We start from the raw sequence: 18374 nt of genomic DNA, 5'->3' as shown, positions 1-18374 counted from the left end.
CCGGCCGCCTGCAGATGAACCGGCGGCACCACGCCGATCGGGGGAAGTCGGCCTCACTGCTATGCGCTGGACTTCAGGTTCCCGTGGTTCATGGCCAATTGGCCTCCACTGACCTGGGGTTACCCCAGTGGCGGCGGCGTCGGAGAGGTGGTCATTTCCCGGGTGTCGTGGCCACTTCCTACGGGATGGCGATCAGCGCGAGCCTGTGACCTGCATAGGCTCGCGGTTGGTCGCCGAGTGGTCAAGATCGCAGGGAAGTGGCCTCGTATCCGGGGAACCTACTTGGACATCTGCTTACAGCGCGCCGCTGATCACACCCTTGCGAAAGGCCTCCCACTCCTCTGCGGTGTAGCACAACGCCGGCCGTGTGGGGTTCTTGGAGTCCCGTATAGCGACGCCTCCGCCGGGGAGGTCGGTCATCTCCACGCAGCCCTCGCCCCCGTCGCTGAAAGGCGACTTGCGCCAGGGGGCACTGCTCAGGTCGATCGAGTACAGCTCGGACTTGTCGGTCACGTGTCTGCCCCTTCCATGATCTTCTTGATGGCCTCTCGGGACTCGTCCACGGGGAGCGCTGCGACGACGACGCGGTCGAACGCGTCCTCGAAGATTTGCACCTCGGCGGGATCCTCCACGAAGTGCGTGCCCCGCAGGTTCTCCGTGCTGACGACGGTCGGCCACGGCGCGGGGAACTGGAAGAGGGTGAAGGGCCCGAGCATCGCCGACGTGGGGGCGGACACGCTGGGGATCACCTGGATCCGTACGTTCGGCAGTTCGGTCATGTCCAGCAAGTGCGACAACTGGTTGCGCATCAGGTGCGGACGCGAGGCGAACCGCTGGTGCAGGGCCGTCTCGCCGATGACAGCCCAGAACTTCAGCGGGTTCTCCGGTCGGGTGAGAATCGACTGCCTGGCCTTGCGGATCTCGACCAGCGCGGCGACCTCCTCCGGTGTCCTGGTGATCGCCGTGGCCGTGATGATCTCCCGGGCGTACTCGCCGTTCTGGAACAGGCCCGGGATGATCGCTGGGGCACAGGTCCGCACGCTCTCGGCGTCGGCCTCGATGCTGATGTAGTCCCGGTATGCATGGGCGGGAACGTCTCCGTACGTCTGCCACCAGCCGGTCTTCTGCGCGTCCGCCGCCAATCGGCTCAGGGCCGTGGCCACCTCGGGATCGGTGATCCCGTACTTCTCCAGCAGCATCCCGACGTCCTCGGGACGGATGCGCGCCTTGGCGTTCTCGATCTTGGAGATCTTGGCCGGGTCCCAGCCCATGGCCGTCGCGGCGACCTCCACGCTCATCTTCGCTTCGTTCCTGAAGCGGCGAAGTTGGTCGCCCAATCGCCGCCTTCGCACGGTTGGAAGGACTTTGTAGTTGGCCATACGGCGAGTTTGACACCCCAAAACTCTTCAAGTCCAGAGACTGCTGATTGCTTTCTTGGAAAGTTCGACTTCATGGTTGAAGTAGAGACCCCTGGAGGTGCATTCTGCCGTAGACGGAGACGCCGCGCAGCCAAGTAGCGCATATCGCTGGTTGGTGACGTCCTCGTACCCCCATGGCCAACCCAAGGAAGGCCCACCATGGCCATGCCTTTGCATGATCCGGCGCCTCGCGGCGTCCCCTCCTGGCTCGCTCTCGGCGTCCTTGTACGGGACACCGCCGCCCGCCGCATCGGCGTCGCCCAACTCTTCAGAGGCGACCTGGGTGACCTGAACACCGATCGGCCGACGGCTCGGTCCACGCAGGTGCTCCTGCGTCCGCTCGACGGTGGCGAACCGTGGTGGACACACCTGGCCGACGTCACACAGCCCGCCGACTCCGTACAGGTTGGATGACCTTCCCCGTGACGCGTCCCCCGGACTTGAGCCAGCCGCAACGCCATCGCGGCGCCTGGCTGACAGGGCATGCCAGGCGCCACAGCAGAGCCAAGACTCGAACTCGCCGAAGGAGGAGCAGATGCCTGAACGTGGCTTACGTGTCCTCCTGCTCAGCGAGGACGGCATGCCCGCCGATGACCATCGAGAGCTCAACGTACTGCTGGTGGTTGACGGCATCGTCCACGACCCGTCTGGCCGCCGTCCCCCGGAACGGCTGGAGCTGCGCCTCTCTTCCAAGGCGCTGGCCGACCTGGGGGCGCAGATCAAGGCGTTCCAGCAGGCCCAGTTTGTCCAGGCACGAGTTCGGGCTGAACGAGAGGGCGAGGACCCTCAGCAGGGCCAAGCCGAGTGCGAGCGGGCGGCCGAGGTCGCCACAGACAGTTCCCGCGTGGACACTGGCGTTCTCCAACGCATCGTGGTCGCCCTACACGAGAGGGATTCCGGTCCGACGCAGCCGCCTGAACCACCTCGTCGTGCGTGAGAGCGCTTACTCAGTGGACAAGCGAGGGAGGCGAGAAAACCGCCCATGGAGTGTGAGCGGATGACTACACTGCGGTCGGTGAACGCTCGTTGGACCCGCCGGTGCGCTCCGTTCCGGCGCGGACAGCAAGGAACTGGCCAACGACGCCATCGCATCGAGCGACCTCCATGTGGACACCGTCCCGACGTCTGTCCTGTCAGGACGAGCACGGCGTCCGCCCCGTGCACCATCGAGGGGAAACCGCTCCCCAACGCACGCGTGTACGTCCTACCCGCTATGTGCTGTCCAGAGAGGCCCTCAATCCCATGACCGAATGCCACCGTCGCTTCCGAAGTCCCATGGAGGGATTAGCGTGATCAACACGTCTGCCGACAACACCACCGCATCGAGGACGGACGACGAAGCAGCCGTGTTGCGGGCTGCCATGGTGAAGGAACTCCGCAACCTGGACGCGATCACATCCGAGCCCGTGGCCGCTGCCTTCACGGCTGTGTCGCGGCACATGTTCGCCATCGACGAGCCGCTGGAGAAGGTGTACGACGCGGACCGCGCGCTGGTGATCAAGCGTGACCAGGACGGCACGGCTCTTAGTTCCCTGTCGGCCGCTCACATCCAGGCGGTGATGCTGGAACAGGCCGGGATCGAGCCGGGCATGCGGGTGCTCGAAGTGGGCTCAGGGGGCTTCAACGCGGCTCTCATCGCGGAACTCGTAGGCCAGGACGGGACGGTGGTCTCCGTTGACATCGACGCGGAGATCGTCGGGCGCGCCCGCACCTGCCTGGACGCGGCCGGCTACGGCCAGGTCGAGGTGGTGCTGGCCGATGCCGACGCGGGTGTGGACACGCACGCGCCCTATGACCGGATCGTGGTCACGGCAGGAGCGTGGGACATCCCCTCGGCATGGCGGGAACAGTTGTCCGAGCGCGGCAGGATCGTCGTCCCGCTGCGCATGAGGGGGCTCACCCGCTCCATCGCCTTCGACCAGGACGGTGAGGGGCTGCTGGTCAGCGACAGCTACCGCCTGTGCGGTTTCGTGCCCATGCAGGGAGCCGGCGCCTACACCGAGCGGCTGGTCCGGGTCGATGAGGGCATCGCGCTGCGAGTCGACGACCAGCAGCAAAACTTCGACATCGAGGCCCTGGCAGCCGCCGTGCGGACGCCGCAGCTGGAGCTGTGGTCTGGAGCGGCGTTCGACCTGCCCGACGAGCTGGAGCTGTTCCTGACGGCCAGTACGCCCGAGATGGTGATGCTGCACGGCAGCCAGGAGGTCGTCGATCAGGGCCTCCTCGCTCTGTCGGTGACTCGCGGCGTGCCCGCGCTGGTCGACGGCGGCAGCATCGCGTACCGGACCAAGCGGCCCAACGCGGCGACCGGCGGGTTCGAGAGCGGCGTTCTCGCTCACGGCCCCGACGCGCAAGCGGTAGCGGAGCGGTACGCCGATTTGCTGCGCCGGTGGGCGTCCGATCACCGGCGGCGCGGTGCAGCCCTCCTCCGGTACCTGCCGATGCCCGCCGGCACAGCTGAACCGGCCCCAGGAGTTATCGCCAAGCGGCTTGGCGCCGTCGAGATCTCCTGGCTCTAGGCTCCCGGCCCCGGCAGACCGTCGCGGGCGCGGGGAAACCAGCACCACCCAACTCACAAGGAGGAACGCGTGTCTGTTGTCCCCACTGACGGCGTGGCGACCACGGTCGCCCCGTCCGCAACCGGCCATGAGGCGGAGGACTTCGACGGCTGGGACCTGGATGTCTCCATCGTCGAGTCCGGTCCCGAGGCCGACAGGCTCATTCAGATGACCGACGACGGCTGCGGCCAGACCTGCCAGTCCGCCTGCTCGACGACCTGCCCGTAGCGGGCCATCCGCATTTCCGACAGCCGCGGTGTCCGGCCGCTGCTGAGGCCGGACACCGCACTTCGATGGAGGTCGCCGGTGTATCAGTTCCTCGATGCCGCGATGGTGCGCGCAGTGGCCTGGCCGCCGGGCCACCCCATACCGTCGTGGCCCGACCTGGTCGGCGAGGCAGACGCAGCGGAGTCCTGGCGGCCGTGGCTGGAACAGGCCCTGCGGATACCCGGCTTCGCAGCGGCCTTGGAGCAGGCCACGCCCGTGCTGGCCCGCCGCGTACGAGACATCTGCGCAGGGCGGGAACTCCCCGAGAACGCCGTTCGCAAGGCGGTGATGGCGGTGATGCGCTACGTGCTGCGCGCTTCGGGACGGGCCACCCCCTTCGGCCTGTTCGCCGGGGTAGCCCCGGTGGAGGTCGCCGAGACGACGGCAGTACGCCTCGGTACCCGGCACCGGGCCATCGCGGGGCCGACGGCCGAGTGGCTCACGGCGGTCATCGAACGCCTGGAGGCCGAGCCCGCGCTCCAGCCGCACCTGACGGTCCAGGCCCATGCGCTGGTCGTCAAGCGGGACGGTCATCTGGTGCTGGAACACCGCAGCTCCGGCCCCTCCGGTGGGGCGCCGGCCCATGTCCGGGTCCGCGCCAGCACTCCCGTCGCCTCGGCCATGGACGCGGCGCGCAGCCCCATCCTGCTGGCCGACCTTGCGGGCAAGCTCGCCAGCGAGTTCCCCGGCGTGCCCGCCGACGTTATCGCGCGCCTGCTGGCGGGCCTGGTCGACCAACGTTTCCTGGTCACCAGCTTGCGCCCCCCGATGACGACGGCGGACCCACTCGGACATCTCCTTGCCACCCTGCCCGCCCAGACGGTCTCTGCCGTGGCCGAGACCGGCAATCAGTTGCGCGAGATCGCCGACGGAATGGCACGGCACAACACCGCCCCCACTTCCGATCTCGCACACACCGAGCGTGGGCGGCTCACCGCCGCCATGCGGAACCTCGCCCCTGTCTCCGGGCCCGCGCTCACCGTTGATCTGCGGCTGGAGGGTGGGGTGACAGTCCCGCGCCTGGTCGCGGAGGAGGCCGCGCGGGCGGCGAACGTGCTGACGAAGCTGGCCGGCCGCCCCGCCCTCAGCGCCGCATGGGTGACCTGGCACAGCCGCTTCCTGGAGCGCTACGGCCCACGCGCCCTCGTGCCGCTCCTCGACGCCGTGGACGGCGACATCGGACTTGGCTACCCGGCCGGCTTCCTCGGCGCACCCCCGGCCCCGTCGGGCAGAACGCCGACCGAGCGGGATATCAAGCTGCTCAACCTCGCCCAGAACGCGGCGCTGCGCCGACAGCACGAGATCGCACTCGATGAGACCACGGTCTCCGACCTCGCAACCCCAGTCCCCGATGCGCGCGTCCAGCCGACCACGGAACTGACCGTGCGCGTCCACGCCACCAGCCCCCGTGCCCTGGACACCGGAGACTTCACGCTGGCGATTGTCGGGGTATCGCGCACCGCCGGCACCACCGTCGGCCGTTTTCTGAACCTGCTGGATGCCGGTGACTGGGAGCGCATGGCGAAGACGTTTGCGACCGCGCCCGGCACGAACGAGGGCGCGCTGACCGTACAGATCTCCGCGCCCCCGCTGTATGCGAGCGCCGAGAACGTCGCCCGGACCCCCCGCGTCATGCCCACGCTGCTCGCCCTGGGCGAGTGCCGCGACCACGGCGACGAGCCCGGGATCAGGCTGGAGGACATCGCCGTAACCGCGGACGTGGACCGCCTCTACCTGCTCTCCGTCTCCCGCCGTCGCCCGCTGGAGTTCGTGACGCTCAACGCGGTGGAGCCGACCCGCTACACGCATCCTCTGGTGCGCTTCCTCACCGAAGCCACTGTCGCCCTGAGTATCCCCTGCACTCCCTTCGACTGGGGAGCCGCAGCCGGGCTGCCGTTCCTGCCCGCGCTGCGCCACGGCCGTACGATCCTGTCTCCGGCACGCTGGCGGCTCATGGCCACCGACCTGGCCAGCGACGATGCGGAGTGGGCGGAATGGGACGAGTCCCTGGCAGCATGGCGGAACCAGGTCGCCGCCCCGAGCACGGTCTACGTCGGCGACGGCGATCAGCGCATCCGCCTGAACCTTGCCGAGTCTTCCCACCGGGCCCTCCTGCGTGCGCACATCCAGCGCGACGGCACCGCCATGCTCCGCGCCGAGCCGGCCGCCGGTGCGGCGGGATGGGCAGGCGGGCGCGTCCACGAGATCGTCATCCCCATGGCCTCCGCCACAAAGCCTGGACCGGCCCCGCAGGGGCTGGACGCCGCGCAGGCGGTCGCGCGTGATCATGGCCATCTGCCCGGGTGCGGCGGGCGGTTCTTCGTCAAGCTGTATGGCCGTCCGGATCACTACGGCAGCATTCTCACCCACCATCTGCCCGCTCTGCTGGGTGAGTTAAGCGATGAGGTGCGGTGGTGGTTCCTGCCCTACCGCGACCCCGAGGACCATCTGCGGCTGCGGCTGTCCGTTCCCGTCGGCGCCGCCGCGACCGCTACTGCGGTGATCGGAGCGTGGAGCCAGAGGCTGCGTCGGACCGGTCTGGTCGCCCGGGTGCAGTGGGACACGGACTTCCCCGAGACCGCCCGCTTCGGCGGCGCGGCGGCGATGGACTCCGCCGAGGCGTACTTCGCCGCGGACTCGCAGGCCGCCGTCGCGCAGATCGCGGCGAGCGCGGCGAAGGGCGGCCCCGATGCGCGAGCCCTGACCGCCGCCAGCATGCTCGACCTCGTGACGGGCCTCATCGGCAACCCCGCCGAGGCGATGACGTGGCTGGTCACCCACGCACGGACGACGACCACGCCTCCGGCCCGCGCCCTCTACAACCAAGCCGTCACCCTGGCCAACCCGAATCACCAAAGGCGTCTCGCCAGCCAGCCCGGGGGCGAGCAGATCGTCACGAGCTGGTCGCGGCGCCGGGACGCGCTGGCCGCCTACCGCACCGCTCTCGTTCAGGCGGGGACAGCAGATGCCACCGCTCTGCTGCCCGAACTGCTGCACCTGCACCACACCCGCATCGTCGGAGTCGACCTGGAGGCCGAACGCCAATGCCTGCACCTGGCCCGCGCCGCGGCGCTGAGCTGGACCGCACGAGCGCGGGGAACGTCATGAGACCGAACCCGGAGGCGCTGGACGCGGCCGATACGATCGCCGTCGCACTGACCGACCCGCGCACCGCCTGGGCTGCGGCGCCGCCCGGCGGCCGGGCGTGGCCACAGTCTCTGGCCGGTGGCGCGGCGGGCGTCGCCCTGCTGCACATCGAGCGCGCCCAATCCGGCCGCGGTGACTGGGCCACGGCGCACGCCTGGCTGTCCTCGGCCGCCGCCGGCAACCTGACCGCCGCGGCCAACGCGGGCCTGTACATGGGAGCCCCTGCCCTGGCATTCGTCCTGAACGCCGCCGCCGGCTCCTCCGCCCGATACCAGCGCGCGCTGGAGAAACTGGACGCCGCCACCATCACGGTCACCCGGCGCCGCCTCGCCGACGCCCACGCCCGCATCGACCAAGGCGACCGCCCCACCATGAAAGAGTTCGACCTGATCCGCGGCCTGGCCGGGCTCGGCGCCTACCATCTGGCCCGCCATCCGCACCACGAGGTCACCCACGACGTACTGGCCTACCTGGTGCGCCTGACCGAGCCGCTCTCCGGTGATGGCCTCCCGCCGTGGTGGACGGATCTGTCACCCAACGGCAAGCCACACCCCGACTTCCCCGGCGGGCACGGGAACTTCGGCCTGTCCCACGGCATCGGCTCCGTCCTCGCCCTGCTGTCCCTCGCCCTCCTGCGGGGCCTCGCCGTCACCGGCGCGGGGGACGCGGCCGAGCGCATCTGCGCCTGGACCGACCAGTGGCGCCAGTACGACGACGCAGGGCCCTGGTGGCCGGGCTTCGTCACCCTCGACCAAGTCCAGCAACGGCGGGTCGATCCGAGCCTGCGGCCACGTCCCTCATGGTGTTACGGCATCGCCGGCACCGCCCGCGCCCAGCAACTCGCAGGCATGGCCCTGGGCCACACCGCCCGTCAGCGGGCCGCGGAGACCGCGCTGCTCACCACCCTGCGCGACCCGGCCCAGCTTGACCTCCTGCCCGAAATCGGGCTCTGCCACGGCAAGGCCGGGCTGCTCCAAGCGGCCTGGCGCATGGCCGCCGACGCCCGCACTCCCGGCATCGCCGCGGAGATCCCCCGCCTCGCCGCCCGGCTCACCGGCCCGATCACCCAGCCCCTGACCGACCCCGAACTCCTCGACGGCGCCGCCGGCGCCGCACTCGCGCTGCACACCCTCGGCACCGGCACCGCCCCCACCACGGGCTGGGACGCCATCCTCCTCCTGGCATAAGAGACGGAGCTGACCGGAATGGACACACCGTGGCGGCAACTCAACGTCGCTTTCCCCCACTGGGCCACCGCCGAGCACACCGCCCTCACCCACCTCGCCCCGCGCATGGCCGCAGCCGAAACCGAAGGGCTCATCGCTGCCTGGTTCTTCATCCGCAAAGCACCCTGCTGGCGGATCCGCTACCAGCCCGCCGACGACCCCACCAAGACGGAGACGCAGCTCCTGCGCGAGATCGGACGCCTCCAGCAGGAAGGGCACATCAGCGCCCTCACGCCCGTCATCTACGAGCCCGAAGTCCACGCATTCGGCGGGCCACAGGCCATGGCCACCGCACACCGCCTCTTCCATCTCGACAGCCACCACTTCCTGGACCACCTCACCCAGAACCCGGGCGACGGACACCGCCGCGAGCTGTCGATCCTCCTGTACACGGCCATGCTCCGCGCCGCCGGCCTCGACTGGTACGAACAAGGCGACGTATGGGCACGCGTCGCCGACCACCGCGACCCACCCCAACCGCCCCCCGCGCACCGACTCAGGAACCTCCAGGCCGGGCTTCGGCGGATCATGGGCGCGGACATCACCTGCCTCACCCGCGAAAGCGCGACGCTGACCGTCGCCGCCACGTGGCCGCAGGCATTCACCACCGCAGGCCGCGAACTGGCCGATCTCGCCATGGCCGGACGGCTTCACCGGGGGCTGCGCGCCGTCCTGGCTCACCACATCATCTTCGCCTGGAACCGACTCGGACTCCCGCACACCGCCCAATCCATCCTGGCCACCACCGCCAAAGCCATCGTCTTCGGGCCGCCCGACGCCAACACCGAGCAAGAGCCCCGGGAAGGACAGACATGGCCCCCAGCAGCACGGTGATCAGCAACCGGACGCTCGCCTGGTTCCCCCTCGTCGCCCGGCCGCGCCCGGCCTGCACCCCATTGCACCAGCGCGTGGCCGACCTGTGCGACCGCGCACGCGCGGCCGACCAGAACAGCGACACGGGGGAGGCGTCCGCCGTGTTCAACCTGTCCGCGCTCCTCGCCTCGGACGTCGGCCTGCCTGACCTGGCCCGCCACTGGTGCCACCGGCACGCGAACGTCTACCTGCGCGCCCACCCCCTCGACGCCAAGGCCACACGCCGCGCCCTGGAACCGCTGGTCAACCTCGTCCGCCTCCACATCCGCGACGGCGACGGCGAACGCGCCTTCACCCTCATCGAGTCCCTCTTCACCGCCGTCAACACCCGCACCGGCACCACCATCGACGGCATCACCATCCCCGCAGCCACCCTCACCACCTCGTCAGAGGCACACCAGGACGTCCGCAAGTGGCTGTGGGCTGTCCTGCTGTCCACCGGCTCCCGAGCCTTGGCCGTCGCCGGCCGCTGGGACGACGCCCACACCCAACTCCGTCGCTACAAGGGCATCGGCCGCCGCATTCTCGACGGCCGCCAAGTCGCCGTCCTCGCCCACGCCACAGCCGGCGACCACAGCGGCGCCCTCGCCCTGTTGGAGGACACCACACCGGGCGAGCCCTGGGAGAACGCCGTCACCACCTGCTTGACCGCCCTATGCCGACACCACGCCCAGCAGCCGACCGACCACGACCTTGCCGCCCTGCTCGACCGCTACCAGCACCTCGACCGGGCCCCGGCCTGGCCGTCTTCCACACCCGCCTCGCCCTGTCCGCCATCGACGCCACCGGCGACATCAACCACCCAACGGCGCGCCACATCGCCACCGACCTCATCCACCACACCACCTCAACCTGCAACGGCTACACCGCCCGCGACCTCCTCGCTCACGACGCCTGCGCCAGCCTTCTCACCACCCACCAAGCGCACGACCTCACCGAGATCATCGACCTGTGCGCGCTCGGATCCGGCGACCTCCCCGCACCCCTGCGGACCGTCCTGTCAGCCGCGCTGGACACCAGCGAATCGGTGCTCACCCGCACGCTCACGGACCATCCTGTCGACAGCGACCCGGTATCGTGAACGACGCGTAGAGGACTTCGCGCAGCCCGTCGACCAGCACAAACCCGGTCGGTGGCTGGCGTATTACGCTAATCGCCAGAGGCACACGCCACTCGAGGAGACAGACCGTGACGGCCATCGTCGACGAGCTGAGGTGGCGCGGGCTGATCGCCCAGTCCACTGACGAGGACGCATTGCGCAAGGCTCTCGCGGACGGCCCCGTCACGTTCTATTGCGGCTTCGACCCGACCGCGGCGAGCCTGCACGTCGGCCACCTGGTGCAGGTGCTCACCCTCCGTCGGCTCCAGCAGGCCGGGCACCGGCCGTTGGCGCTCGTGGGCGGCGCGACCGGCCACATCGGTGACCCGCGGCCGACTGCCGAGCGCACCCTGAACGACCCGGAGGTCATCGCCGAGTGGGTGACCCGGCTGCGCGCGCAGATCGAGCCGTACCTCTCCTTCGAGGGCGACAACGCGGCGACCATGGTGAACAACCTGGACTGGACAGCGGGCCTGTCCGTGATCGAGTTCCTCCGGGATATCGGCAAGCACTTCCGGGTCAACAAGATGCTCACCAAGGACTCGGTCGCCCAGCGCCTGGCGTCCGCCCAGGGCATCAGCTACACGGAGTTCAGCTACCAGTTGCTTCAGGGCATGGACTTCCTTCAGCTGTACCGGCGGTACGGCTGCACGCTCCAGACGGGCGGTAGCGACCAGTGGGGCAACCTCACGGCCGGACTGGATCTGATCCACCGCCTGGAGCCGAACGCCGAGGTGCACGCGCTCGCGACGCCCCTGATGACGAAGGCGGACGGCACCAAGTTCGGCAAGACGGAGACCGGCACGCTCTGGCTCGACCCGGAGATGACCACGCCGTACGCGTTCTACCAGTTCTGGCTGAACACGGACGACCGGGACATCTCCCGGTACATGCGCATCCTCTCCTTCCAGTCCCGCGAGGAGTTGGAAGAATTGGAGAAGGTGACCGAGGAGCGGCCGCAGGCCCGTACCGCGCAGCGTGCGCTCGCCGAGGAGCTGACCACGCTGGTGCACGGCGCCGGCCAGTGCGCCGCCGTGATCGCCGCGTCGAAGGCGTTGTTCGGGCAGGGTGAGCTCGCCGCACTCGACGAGGCGACGCTGGCCGCCGCCGTTGCCGAGCTGCCGAACGCCAAGGTGAGCGAACTCGGCCCGGTCACTGACCTGTTCGCGGAGGTCGGCCTGGTGGCGAGCAAGTCGGCTGCCCGCCGCACCGTGAAGGAGGGCGGCGCCTACGTGAACAACGTGAAGGTGACCGCCGAGGACGCGGTGCCCACGGCCGACGAGTTGCTGCACGGGCGCTGGCTGGTGCTGCGCAGGGGCAAGAGGAATCTGGCGGCGATCGAGGTCACCGGAACCTGAAGCAGACCAGGAAACGGAGTTCAGCCGTGAGCATCGGGAATATCTCCGGCTCGTGAAGCGGCGAGGCGAGCAAGCTCGTCGGCATCAACCCTCGGACCGGTCATGCCGCTGCGCACCATGGTCGCCGAGACAGTGGGGCCGACCCGTAAGCACTTCCGCGATCTTCTCAGCCCAGCGAAGCCCAACGCAGCCGGATCAGGGGACCGTCCGCTGAGTGCATCAGCGTCGTGAAGTGGTCGACGAGGCTGGCGACTGCGGTGGGGTTGTGGATGACCGCGCCGATCTCCAGGTTGTCGGTGTACGCGTTGTCAGTAAGGTTCGCGCTGCCGAGTAGAGCGGTGCCACGGTCGGCGGCGATGACTTTGGCGTGCATGCTGCCACGCCAACGGCCAGGGCCGTGCCGCTGGTCATTCGCCCACTCCCAGAGGTGCACGTCCGGATGGAAGCGCAGTTCGTAGAACGCGGCACGCCCGTCCGTGTTCCCATTCAGCCTGCCGCCGGAGGAGCGCACGGTCTCCAGGACCAGATCCACGCACACTCCGCGGTCTGCCGCTGCTCCGATCTCGCTGACGATCTCCCGAACACCGAACGCGGCGTAGCTGGTAACCAGAAGTGTGTTGGTGGCGGCACGGATCACCTCGACGGCAACAGATGCGGTCAGCCTGATCGGGACTGCGTCACTCACGGGGCCGGAGACCGCGATTTCGACACGGTGAGAGGTGCGGTCGAGCTCGTACCGGTTGCTGGCGGCTTCGAGGGCCAAGGCTACCGCCGGACCGGACACCTGCGGATCGGTGGCCATCCATGAGGACAGCAGCAGCTCAGCGCGCGGTCCGAGCCCCGCGCCCGGGTGTGCGGCGACAAGGCGGGATTCGGTCCGCTCATCGGGAGCCACGATGGTGCGTAAGACTCTGATCCAGGCGGCGAGGTGGGTTTCGGGGAGGCTGGCGACCAGCCCGGAGAGCACTTCGGGCAGCGAGGGCGCGGTCTGAGGGCCATCGAGGCTGGTCATGCCGTAAAGAAGTCTGCGAAGAACCCGCCCGGCCGGCCGCTGAATGTTTCGACGAGCAGTTCGCGGTCCAGGAAGTGGTTGCCGCGCTCACAGGAGGTTTCCGCGGCGAACAGGCAGGCGTGGCAGGCCGCGCCGTGCAGGCGGCCGTGCGCGACCGGGTTGTGGTCGGCACACAGGGGGTCCGAGCCACACAGCCGCGCGGCTTCAAGCGCTTGGTCGATCAACTTGCCGAGCCGGTACTGTCCGCCGAGGGTGACCAGGCCTCCAAGGGTGCCCTCGCTGTCGGGAGCCGCGGTGTACAGCAGGATCCCGGCCATCGGGTCCTCGCCGGAGCGTGCGTAGATCCGCTCGCCGATTCCGGCGGCGCCGTACCCGCATTCGAGGGCGAACTCGCGGATCAGGACGTGGGCGAAGGTGTGCAACAAGAGGTAGCGGATACCCGGCCAGTCCGCTTCTGTCCGGCGCTGGGCGCACCACTTCTCGTGCGCCTTCATCAGGGTCTTGGCGCGCCGGATGACGCTCGGGTCCTGTTCCCAGGCGGTGACCCGCTGTTCGTCGAAGCGCAGGAAGATCCCCTCGCCGCGGGTTTCCGCACACGGCACCCAGGACGGTGCGGCGCTGGACAGCGGGGCACGGTTCTCCTCCAGTACGAGGCCGCCGCTGGTCGCGGAACCCCATTCCGGCGCATCGATCCGGCTGAACCCATACAGGGCGGATACTTCACGCAACCGCTTGACGAGGCGCACCTGGCCGAGCCAGTCACGGTGCGAGGCCGGGACGGCCTCCTCGCTGACGCTGAAGTCGGGATGGTTCTGTGGGCTGCCGGTGAAGGCGAGCCATTCCGGTCCGGCGATGTCGAGCGCGTCGACGTCCTCGGCGACAGGGGCCTGGTTCGCGTTCTGGCGCCGTTCGATCGCGTTGAGCACCATGTCCGTGCCGAACCGCTCGAGTTGCGGCCACATCACCTGGGTCGGCAGGACCAAGCGGGCGGTCTCGCGTGGCAGCTGTGCCGCTACGCGCAGCCCGGCCCAGTGTTCAGCCACGGCGCTGTCCACCGGGTCATCGGCGTGCGGGATGGAGAAGACCCGCAGCTGCATCGCGAACCAGCCGTTCGTCGCGCCCAGCGCCATCGTCCGGGTTTGCTCGTCACAGGGTTCGAAGATGCCCAAATGAGGGTGTCGACCTCGGCAGGCCGGGAGCACTTGCTCGCTGCGGGTGCCGATCGCCTCGGCCATGGACCGGGAGTTCACATCGCAGGAGCATTCGACGAAGATGTTCGCAGCCTCGCCGGTCGTGCCGCGCTCGACCAGCTTCAGTGTGTGGTCCGCCCCGTGCTGCGCTCCGCGGTGGACGAAGTACATCCATGGGAAGTCGTCCACGTGGCCTGCCGGGCAGGCGGAGACGAACCTCGCCGGTACCGCGGTCGGCCTTTTGTGACCGGTCCCACGGCAGGAGTGGACGTAGCGGGTCCGGTCGGGCGCGTAGCTGTTGGGCAACAGGTGAAACAGTCCCGAGCCGGCCGGGGCGAGTCGATTGCACCGGTTGTCGGTACAACGCAGCCAACCGGGAAAGACCGCGACGGGCACCCCAATCCGGGACCAGCCGCCGGTGGGATTGTTCTGGTCCTCTGGCGTGTACGGCGGCATCCGCAGGTTCTGTACCTGGGCTCCGAGTTTGCTGCGCACCGCCGCGAGCAGCCGCTCCTCCGGCACAATAGCGGCCTCCTCCAACTCCCACTCGTCGAGTCCGAGGATCATCACCGACAGGTTCGGCAGGTCCGCGACCGAGCCAACGCCGTAGGTGTGCAGCAGCTGGCTGGGCCTCAACTCCCCGACCCGCAGATTGCTCGCCGACTGCGAGCTGTCCGCAGTGATGGTCATGGCAGCTCCCCTTCGTGTCCGGGTCCGTCGGTATCCGGGTTCGCGCGCGGAAGGTACGGATGCTCCTCATGGCCGTCGGCGCTACCTGGCGCTGCTCTCAAAATCAGCCGGATACCCGGTTCGACTTCGCGAAGCGAGGTCGGGCAAGTGGTGCGTTTCCACGGGCCGGAGTCCGGGCTGTGCAGGAGCCCGACGATGTCATCGGTCTTACCCTTGGCGTCGAAGGCGAGCCTGGTCGCCGGGCGCCGCTGCTCGCGCGCCCACATATCCAGGACGCTGTCGAGTTCCTCGCGTACTCGGGTCGCAACGGCCCGATCAGTGGCGACCTCACCCGCCCGGCGTTCCAGGTAGCGCACGATGTGGTCGGCCTTGCTCCCACGCGTGTCGAAGGTCTGCGCACCGAGATTGCCGTTGTCTCCGGCCTCCAGGTTGCGGGCCAGCGCAACGAGTACACCGGTAAGGCCGCGATCTATGGCGCGCTCCGCGAACGGGGTGACCGAAAGGGCCTCCACGTGCCGGTACACGGTGGCGTGGAAGTGTTCAAAGGTTTCGTAGTGCGACAGGTCGCGTGGGCGGGCCCAGTTGAACACAGTGAACACCAGTCCGGGGGCGGCCCTACCGACGCGGCTGGTGGCCTGAATGTACTCAGCTGTGGATTTAGGCTGGTTGGCCACGACCATGACGCCGAGCCGGGAGACGTCGACTCCGACAGCGATCATGTTGGTGGCCAGGAGCACATCGATCGGCGTCAGCTTGTTGGCCCGGGGGAAGGTGTACTCCAACTGCTGGAGAATCTCCGGGATCCGCTCCGAACTCAGGCGCGAAGTGAGTTCGTCGAGCCGCAGGTCGTAACGTCGGGACAGACCCCGTTCGTTGATCCGTTCCAGCCGGGTGGAAACATCGTCCTCGACCGAAAGCCGCATGCCGCCGAGGTCGCGCAGACTGTTGAAGTAGCCGACCAGCGTCATGTACGGGTCGGTCGCCGGATTGTGCCCGTACTTCTTGTGTACGGTCTGCGCGGCGGCGAGCACAGCGACGTACACACGGATCATCGTGGACTTCGTACGCACCCCCTGCGCGCAGATCCCGATGTAGCGGCGGCCCGGATGCGAATCCGTGGGCCGCTGCCGGGCGAAGAAGCTGTCACCGATCTCAAGGCCCTGCGGCGGAAACACCTCTGCGCGCCGGTCGAACAAGGCGTGGATCTGGCGTTCGGCACGCCGGATGGTGGCCGTGGAGGCGATCACCTTCGGCCGCGCAGATTTTCCCGGCACATACTCCCAGGTAGCCAGCCGGTCCACGGCAGCCTCATACAGGCCAGTCAGCGAACCGAGCGGACCGGAGATCAGGTGCAGCTCATCCTGCACAATGAGGTCCGGCGGGCGCACCGGGGTGGCCGCAGTAAGCGACGCGGCGGGATGGCGCCCCTCCGCCAGGTGATGTGTTGCCTCCCAGTCCTCTTCGACGACCTGAGCCGTGACATACCCGTGCCGGGAGCAGTGCCGCGAGGCCCGCCCGAACAAGGCTTGAGTACGCCCGTTCCAGGCCAGCTGCGCAAACTTATCGACCGTCGCGATCACCAGACTCGGCAGCAGCCGGTAGATCTCCTCGTCGACCACGACGACCGGCAGGCCCTCCCCGCTCAGGTCACCACCACCGAACGGGCAGGCGAACAGTTCCGGGCAGCGCAAGTAGGTACGGCGCAGCGTCTTGTCGACCTCGACGTCCCGGCCCTTCTCAAGCTTGGTGCCGCACCACGGGCAACTGGTGAGCTGATAGGGCGAACCGGAATTCTGCGCCGGCCGACCGCTGGCCCGGCGTACGTCTCTGACCCACCCCTCGGCCTTGTCGGTCGTGTTCGGGGAGACTTTCCCCCCGACCCACAGGCCGATCCGGAACGGCACTTCTCCCCACCGCACCTGATCCCGGCGGCGCAGCACCTCGCACGCACAGATCAGCGCGGTGGCACGCTGGAACTGCTGGATCGTCAGCAACCGCAGCGTGTAACGCATCAGGACCGCGACCCCATGACGCGCGTCAAGTCCGCCGAGATCCGGCCGCATCCGGCGGATGGCGAGGGTGTACGCGGTCAACCCGAGGTACGCCTCAGTCTTACCGCCACCGGTGGGGAACCACAGCAGATCTGCCACCGCCTCGGCCCCCGTGGCGCGCTCCGGATGTGCCGGATCGCTCAGCGCGGGCAGGTTCAACAGCAAGAACGCGAGCTGGAACGGGCGCCAGGACCGGTTATGCGGCTTGTCTTCGTCAAGGAAAACCTCGCCGGCATCACGGGATTCGTCACGGCGCCGGGCCGCAGCGACCCGTGTGTGAACGCGCTGCAGATGCATCGCGCTGTTCGCGAACCGGAACGCGGCCAGGGCATCCGTGTTCCCGAGCACCAGCTCGATCCCCGCCTCGATCCGGTCAGCCGCCCGTTTCGCGTCAACCAGTGCTTCCATGGCCTGGTCCGTGTACTCGTCGAGGTACTGGCCATCCTGTCCGATCCGCGCCTCCGCCCGCCCGATCCACGCCCGATATCCGGCAACCAGCGGCAAGAGCCCCGCCCGCAGATCCTGCGGCTCGCACTCGGCTAGCAGCTTCATGTCGACCAACAGGTCGGCCAACTCCGGCAGATCCGGGTCGTTGTCGATCGACGGCGCATCAGTCTGTGCGACGTCATACGCCGGCGCGGCCTTCGTCTCAATCGCGACCGCTGTCATTGGATCGGTGCTGCTCGCCGTCGCGTGCACTCCAGCGGCGTGCCCCACAGCGAACTCCGGGCTGAACCGGTACGCCATCGCCAGACGCCGCTGCTCGCCCTGATCAGCGATATCGCCGCCGGAACCGGGCTCGTGCCGGGGCAGGAACACCGCCGCGCCATCCGTACCGGCTGCCGAGAGCTCGGCCTGAAACACCCAGTGGAGCGCGGAGTTGGAATCCGTCTCGGTGGTATTGACCAGGAACAGCGAGACCAGCCAGTCGTCACGGAAGCGGCGTATCCGACCGCGCAGCACCACCTTCTCGTCAGTGGGATCGAGCACAACGGGTTCCACTAAACCTTCGACCAGCTTGATCGGTACGCCGCCCGAGTGCGGCTCGCGTCGCCAGATCAGCCTCTCGATACTTGGATCAGTCGAGTGCTCGCGAACATAGCGCGCCCATTCCCCGGTCACTTCCAGGCGGTCGGTGTCGCCGCGTACCCGCGCGGTGAACCCGACCGATGACGGACTCAGGCTCGGCACGTTCGGCGCATCCGTGTCCGGAGATCCCTCGTCCGCCCCTGGCAGCTCGCTGTCGCCGGGCGCGGTGTCCAACTCCTCCGGCACGATCGCGGTGCCGTTCGGTGCGAGCCGACCGAGCACATACCAGTCTGTCGGTGAGTCCGGAACTTCCTCCAGCTCGCCGCCCACAGGTCCGAGCAGGTCCCGCACTACCAGCTCGGCCAGCTCGTCCCGCACCTCACCGGGAGACGGGACCGCCAGGACCGGATCGCTCGACGTCAGGGACGGCAACTTGTCGCTCATGGGTCACCACCA

At 68.7% G+C, this 18374-nt stretch carries 13 protein-coding genes; 8 read left to right on the top strand and 5 right to left on the bottom strand.

Going from position 1 to position 18374, the window contains the following annotated elements:
- Positions 1 to 294: 294 nt before the first annotated feature.
- On the bottom strand, positions 295 to 513 hold the full coding sequence (locus OIE51_RS20620) for a DUF397 domain-containing protein (RefSeq protein ID WP_326599226.1): 219 nt from the start codon (positions 511 to 513) through the stop codon (positions 295 to 297).
- Positions 510 to 1379 (bottom strand): helix-turn-helix domain-containing protein, encoded by an 870-nt coding sequence (locus OIE51_RS20615; RefSeq protein ID WP_326599225.1) that lies wholly within the window; start codon positions 1377 to 1379, stop codon positions 510 to 512. Before OIE51_RS20615 ends, OIE51_RS20620 begins: the two co-directional genes overlap by 4 nt.
- Positions 1380 to 1953: 574 nt before the next feature.
- Between OIE51_RS20615 and OIE51_RS20610 the strand changes: the two genes are divergently transcribed.
- The 8 genes from OIE51_RS20610 to tyrS all read left to right on the top strand — a co-directional run bounded on the left by OIE51_RS20610 (position 1954) and on the right by tyrS (position 11946).
- Positions 1954 to 2355, top strand: coding sequence for a hypothetical protein (locus OIE51_RS20610; RefSeq protein ID WP_326599224.1), 402 nt, complete (start codon positions 1954 to 1956; stop codon positions 2353 to 2355).
- A 352-nt stretch (positions 2356 to 2707) separates the two neighbouring features.
- Positions 2708 to 3937 carry a methyltransferase, FxLD system gene (fxlM, locus tag OIE51_RS20605; RefSeq protein WP_326599223.1) on the top strand — a complete coding sequence of 410 codons (1230 nt, stop codon included), beginning with the start codon at positions 2708 to 2710 and terminating at the stop codon, positions 3935 to 3937.
- 69 nt (positions 3938 to 4006) lie between these two features.
- Positions 4007 to 4204, top strand: coding sequence for an FxLD family lanthipeptide (locus tag OIE51_RS20600; protein WP_326599222.1), 198 nt, complete (start codon positions 4007 to 4009; stop codon positions 4202 to 4204).
- A gap of 78 nt (positions 4205 to 4282) precedes the next feature.
- Entirely contained in the window at positions 4283 to 7351 is a 3069-nt protein-coding gene (locus tag OIE51_RS20595; RefSeq protein WP_326599221.1) for a lantibiotic dehydratase, read from the top strand.
- Positions 7348 to 8577 (top strand): lanthionine synthetase C family protein, encoded by a 1230-nt coding sequence (locus OIE51_RS20590; RefSeq protein ID WP_326599220.1) that lies wholly within the window; start codon positions 7348 to 7350, stop codon positions 8575 to 8577. Before OIE51_RS20595 ends, OIE51_RS20590 begins: the two co-directional genes overlap by 4 nt.
- Positions 8578 to 8595: 18 nt before the next feature.
- Positions 8596 to 9450, top strand: a complete 855-nt coding sequence (locus tag OIE51_RS20585) for a thiopeptide-type bacteriocin biosynthesis protein (RefSeq protein ID WP_326599219.1) — start codon at positions 8596 to 8598, stop codon at positions 9448 to 9450.
- The gene (locus OIE51_RS20580; protein ID WP_326599218.1) at positions 9429 to 10733 is read left to right on the top strand and encodes a hypothetical protein; all 1305 of its coding nucleotides are present in this window, start codon (positions 9429 to 9431) and stop codon (positions 10731 to 10733) included. The genes OIE51_RS20585 and OIE51_RS20580 overlap by 22 nt, the downstream gene beginning before the upstream one ends.
- On the top strand, positions 10678 to 11946 hold the full coding sequence (gene tyrS / locus OIE51_RS20575; RefSeq protein ID WP_326599217.1) for a tyrosine--tRNA ligase: 1269 nt from the start codon (positions 10678 to 10680) through the stop codon (positions 11944 to 11946). The genes OIE51_RS20580 and tyrS overlap by 56 nt, the downstream gene beginning before the upstream one ends.
- Before the next feature lie 166 nt (positions 11947 to 12112).
- Here tyrS and drmC read toward each other — a convergent pair whose 3' ends face one another.
- Genes drmC through drmA form a run of 3 tightly spaced genes read right to left on the bottom strand, consistent with a single transcriptional unit; the run spans position 12113 to position 18362 of the window.
- Positions 12113 to 12958, bottom strand: coding sequence for a DISARM system phospholipase D-like protein DrmC (drmC, locus tag OIE51_RS20570; RefSeq protein WP_326599216.1), 846 nt, complete (start codon positions 12956 to 12958; stop codon positions 12113 to 12115).
- Positions 12955 to 14838 (bottom strand): DUF1998 domain-containing protein, encoded by a 1884-nt coding sequence (locus tag OIE51_RS20565; RefSeq protein ID WP_326599215.1) that lies wholly within the window; start codon positions 14836 to 14838, stop codon positions 12955 to 12957. Before OIE51_RS20565 ends, drmC begins: the two co-directional genes overlap by 4 nt.
- Positions 14835 to 18362 (bottom strand): DISARM system helicase DrmA, encoded by a 3528-nt coding sequence (gene drmA, locus OIE51_RS20560; RefSeq protein WP_326599214.1) that lies wholly within the window; start codon positions 18360 to 18362, stop codon positions 14835 to 14837. The genes OIE51_RS20565 and drmA overlap by 4 nt, the downstream gene beginning before the upstream one ends.
- Positions 18363 to 18374: the final 12 nt, after the last annotated feature.

The organism is Streptomyces sp. NBC_01803, assembly GCF_035917415.1.
Lineage (GTDB): Bacteria > Actinomycetota > Actinomycetes > Streptomycetales > Streptomycetaceae > Streptomyces.
The sequence above is the reverse complement of the archived record's forward strand: the minus strand, read 5'-3'. Positions and strand labels throughout refer to the sequence as shown.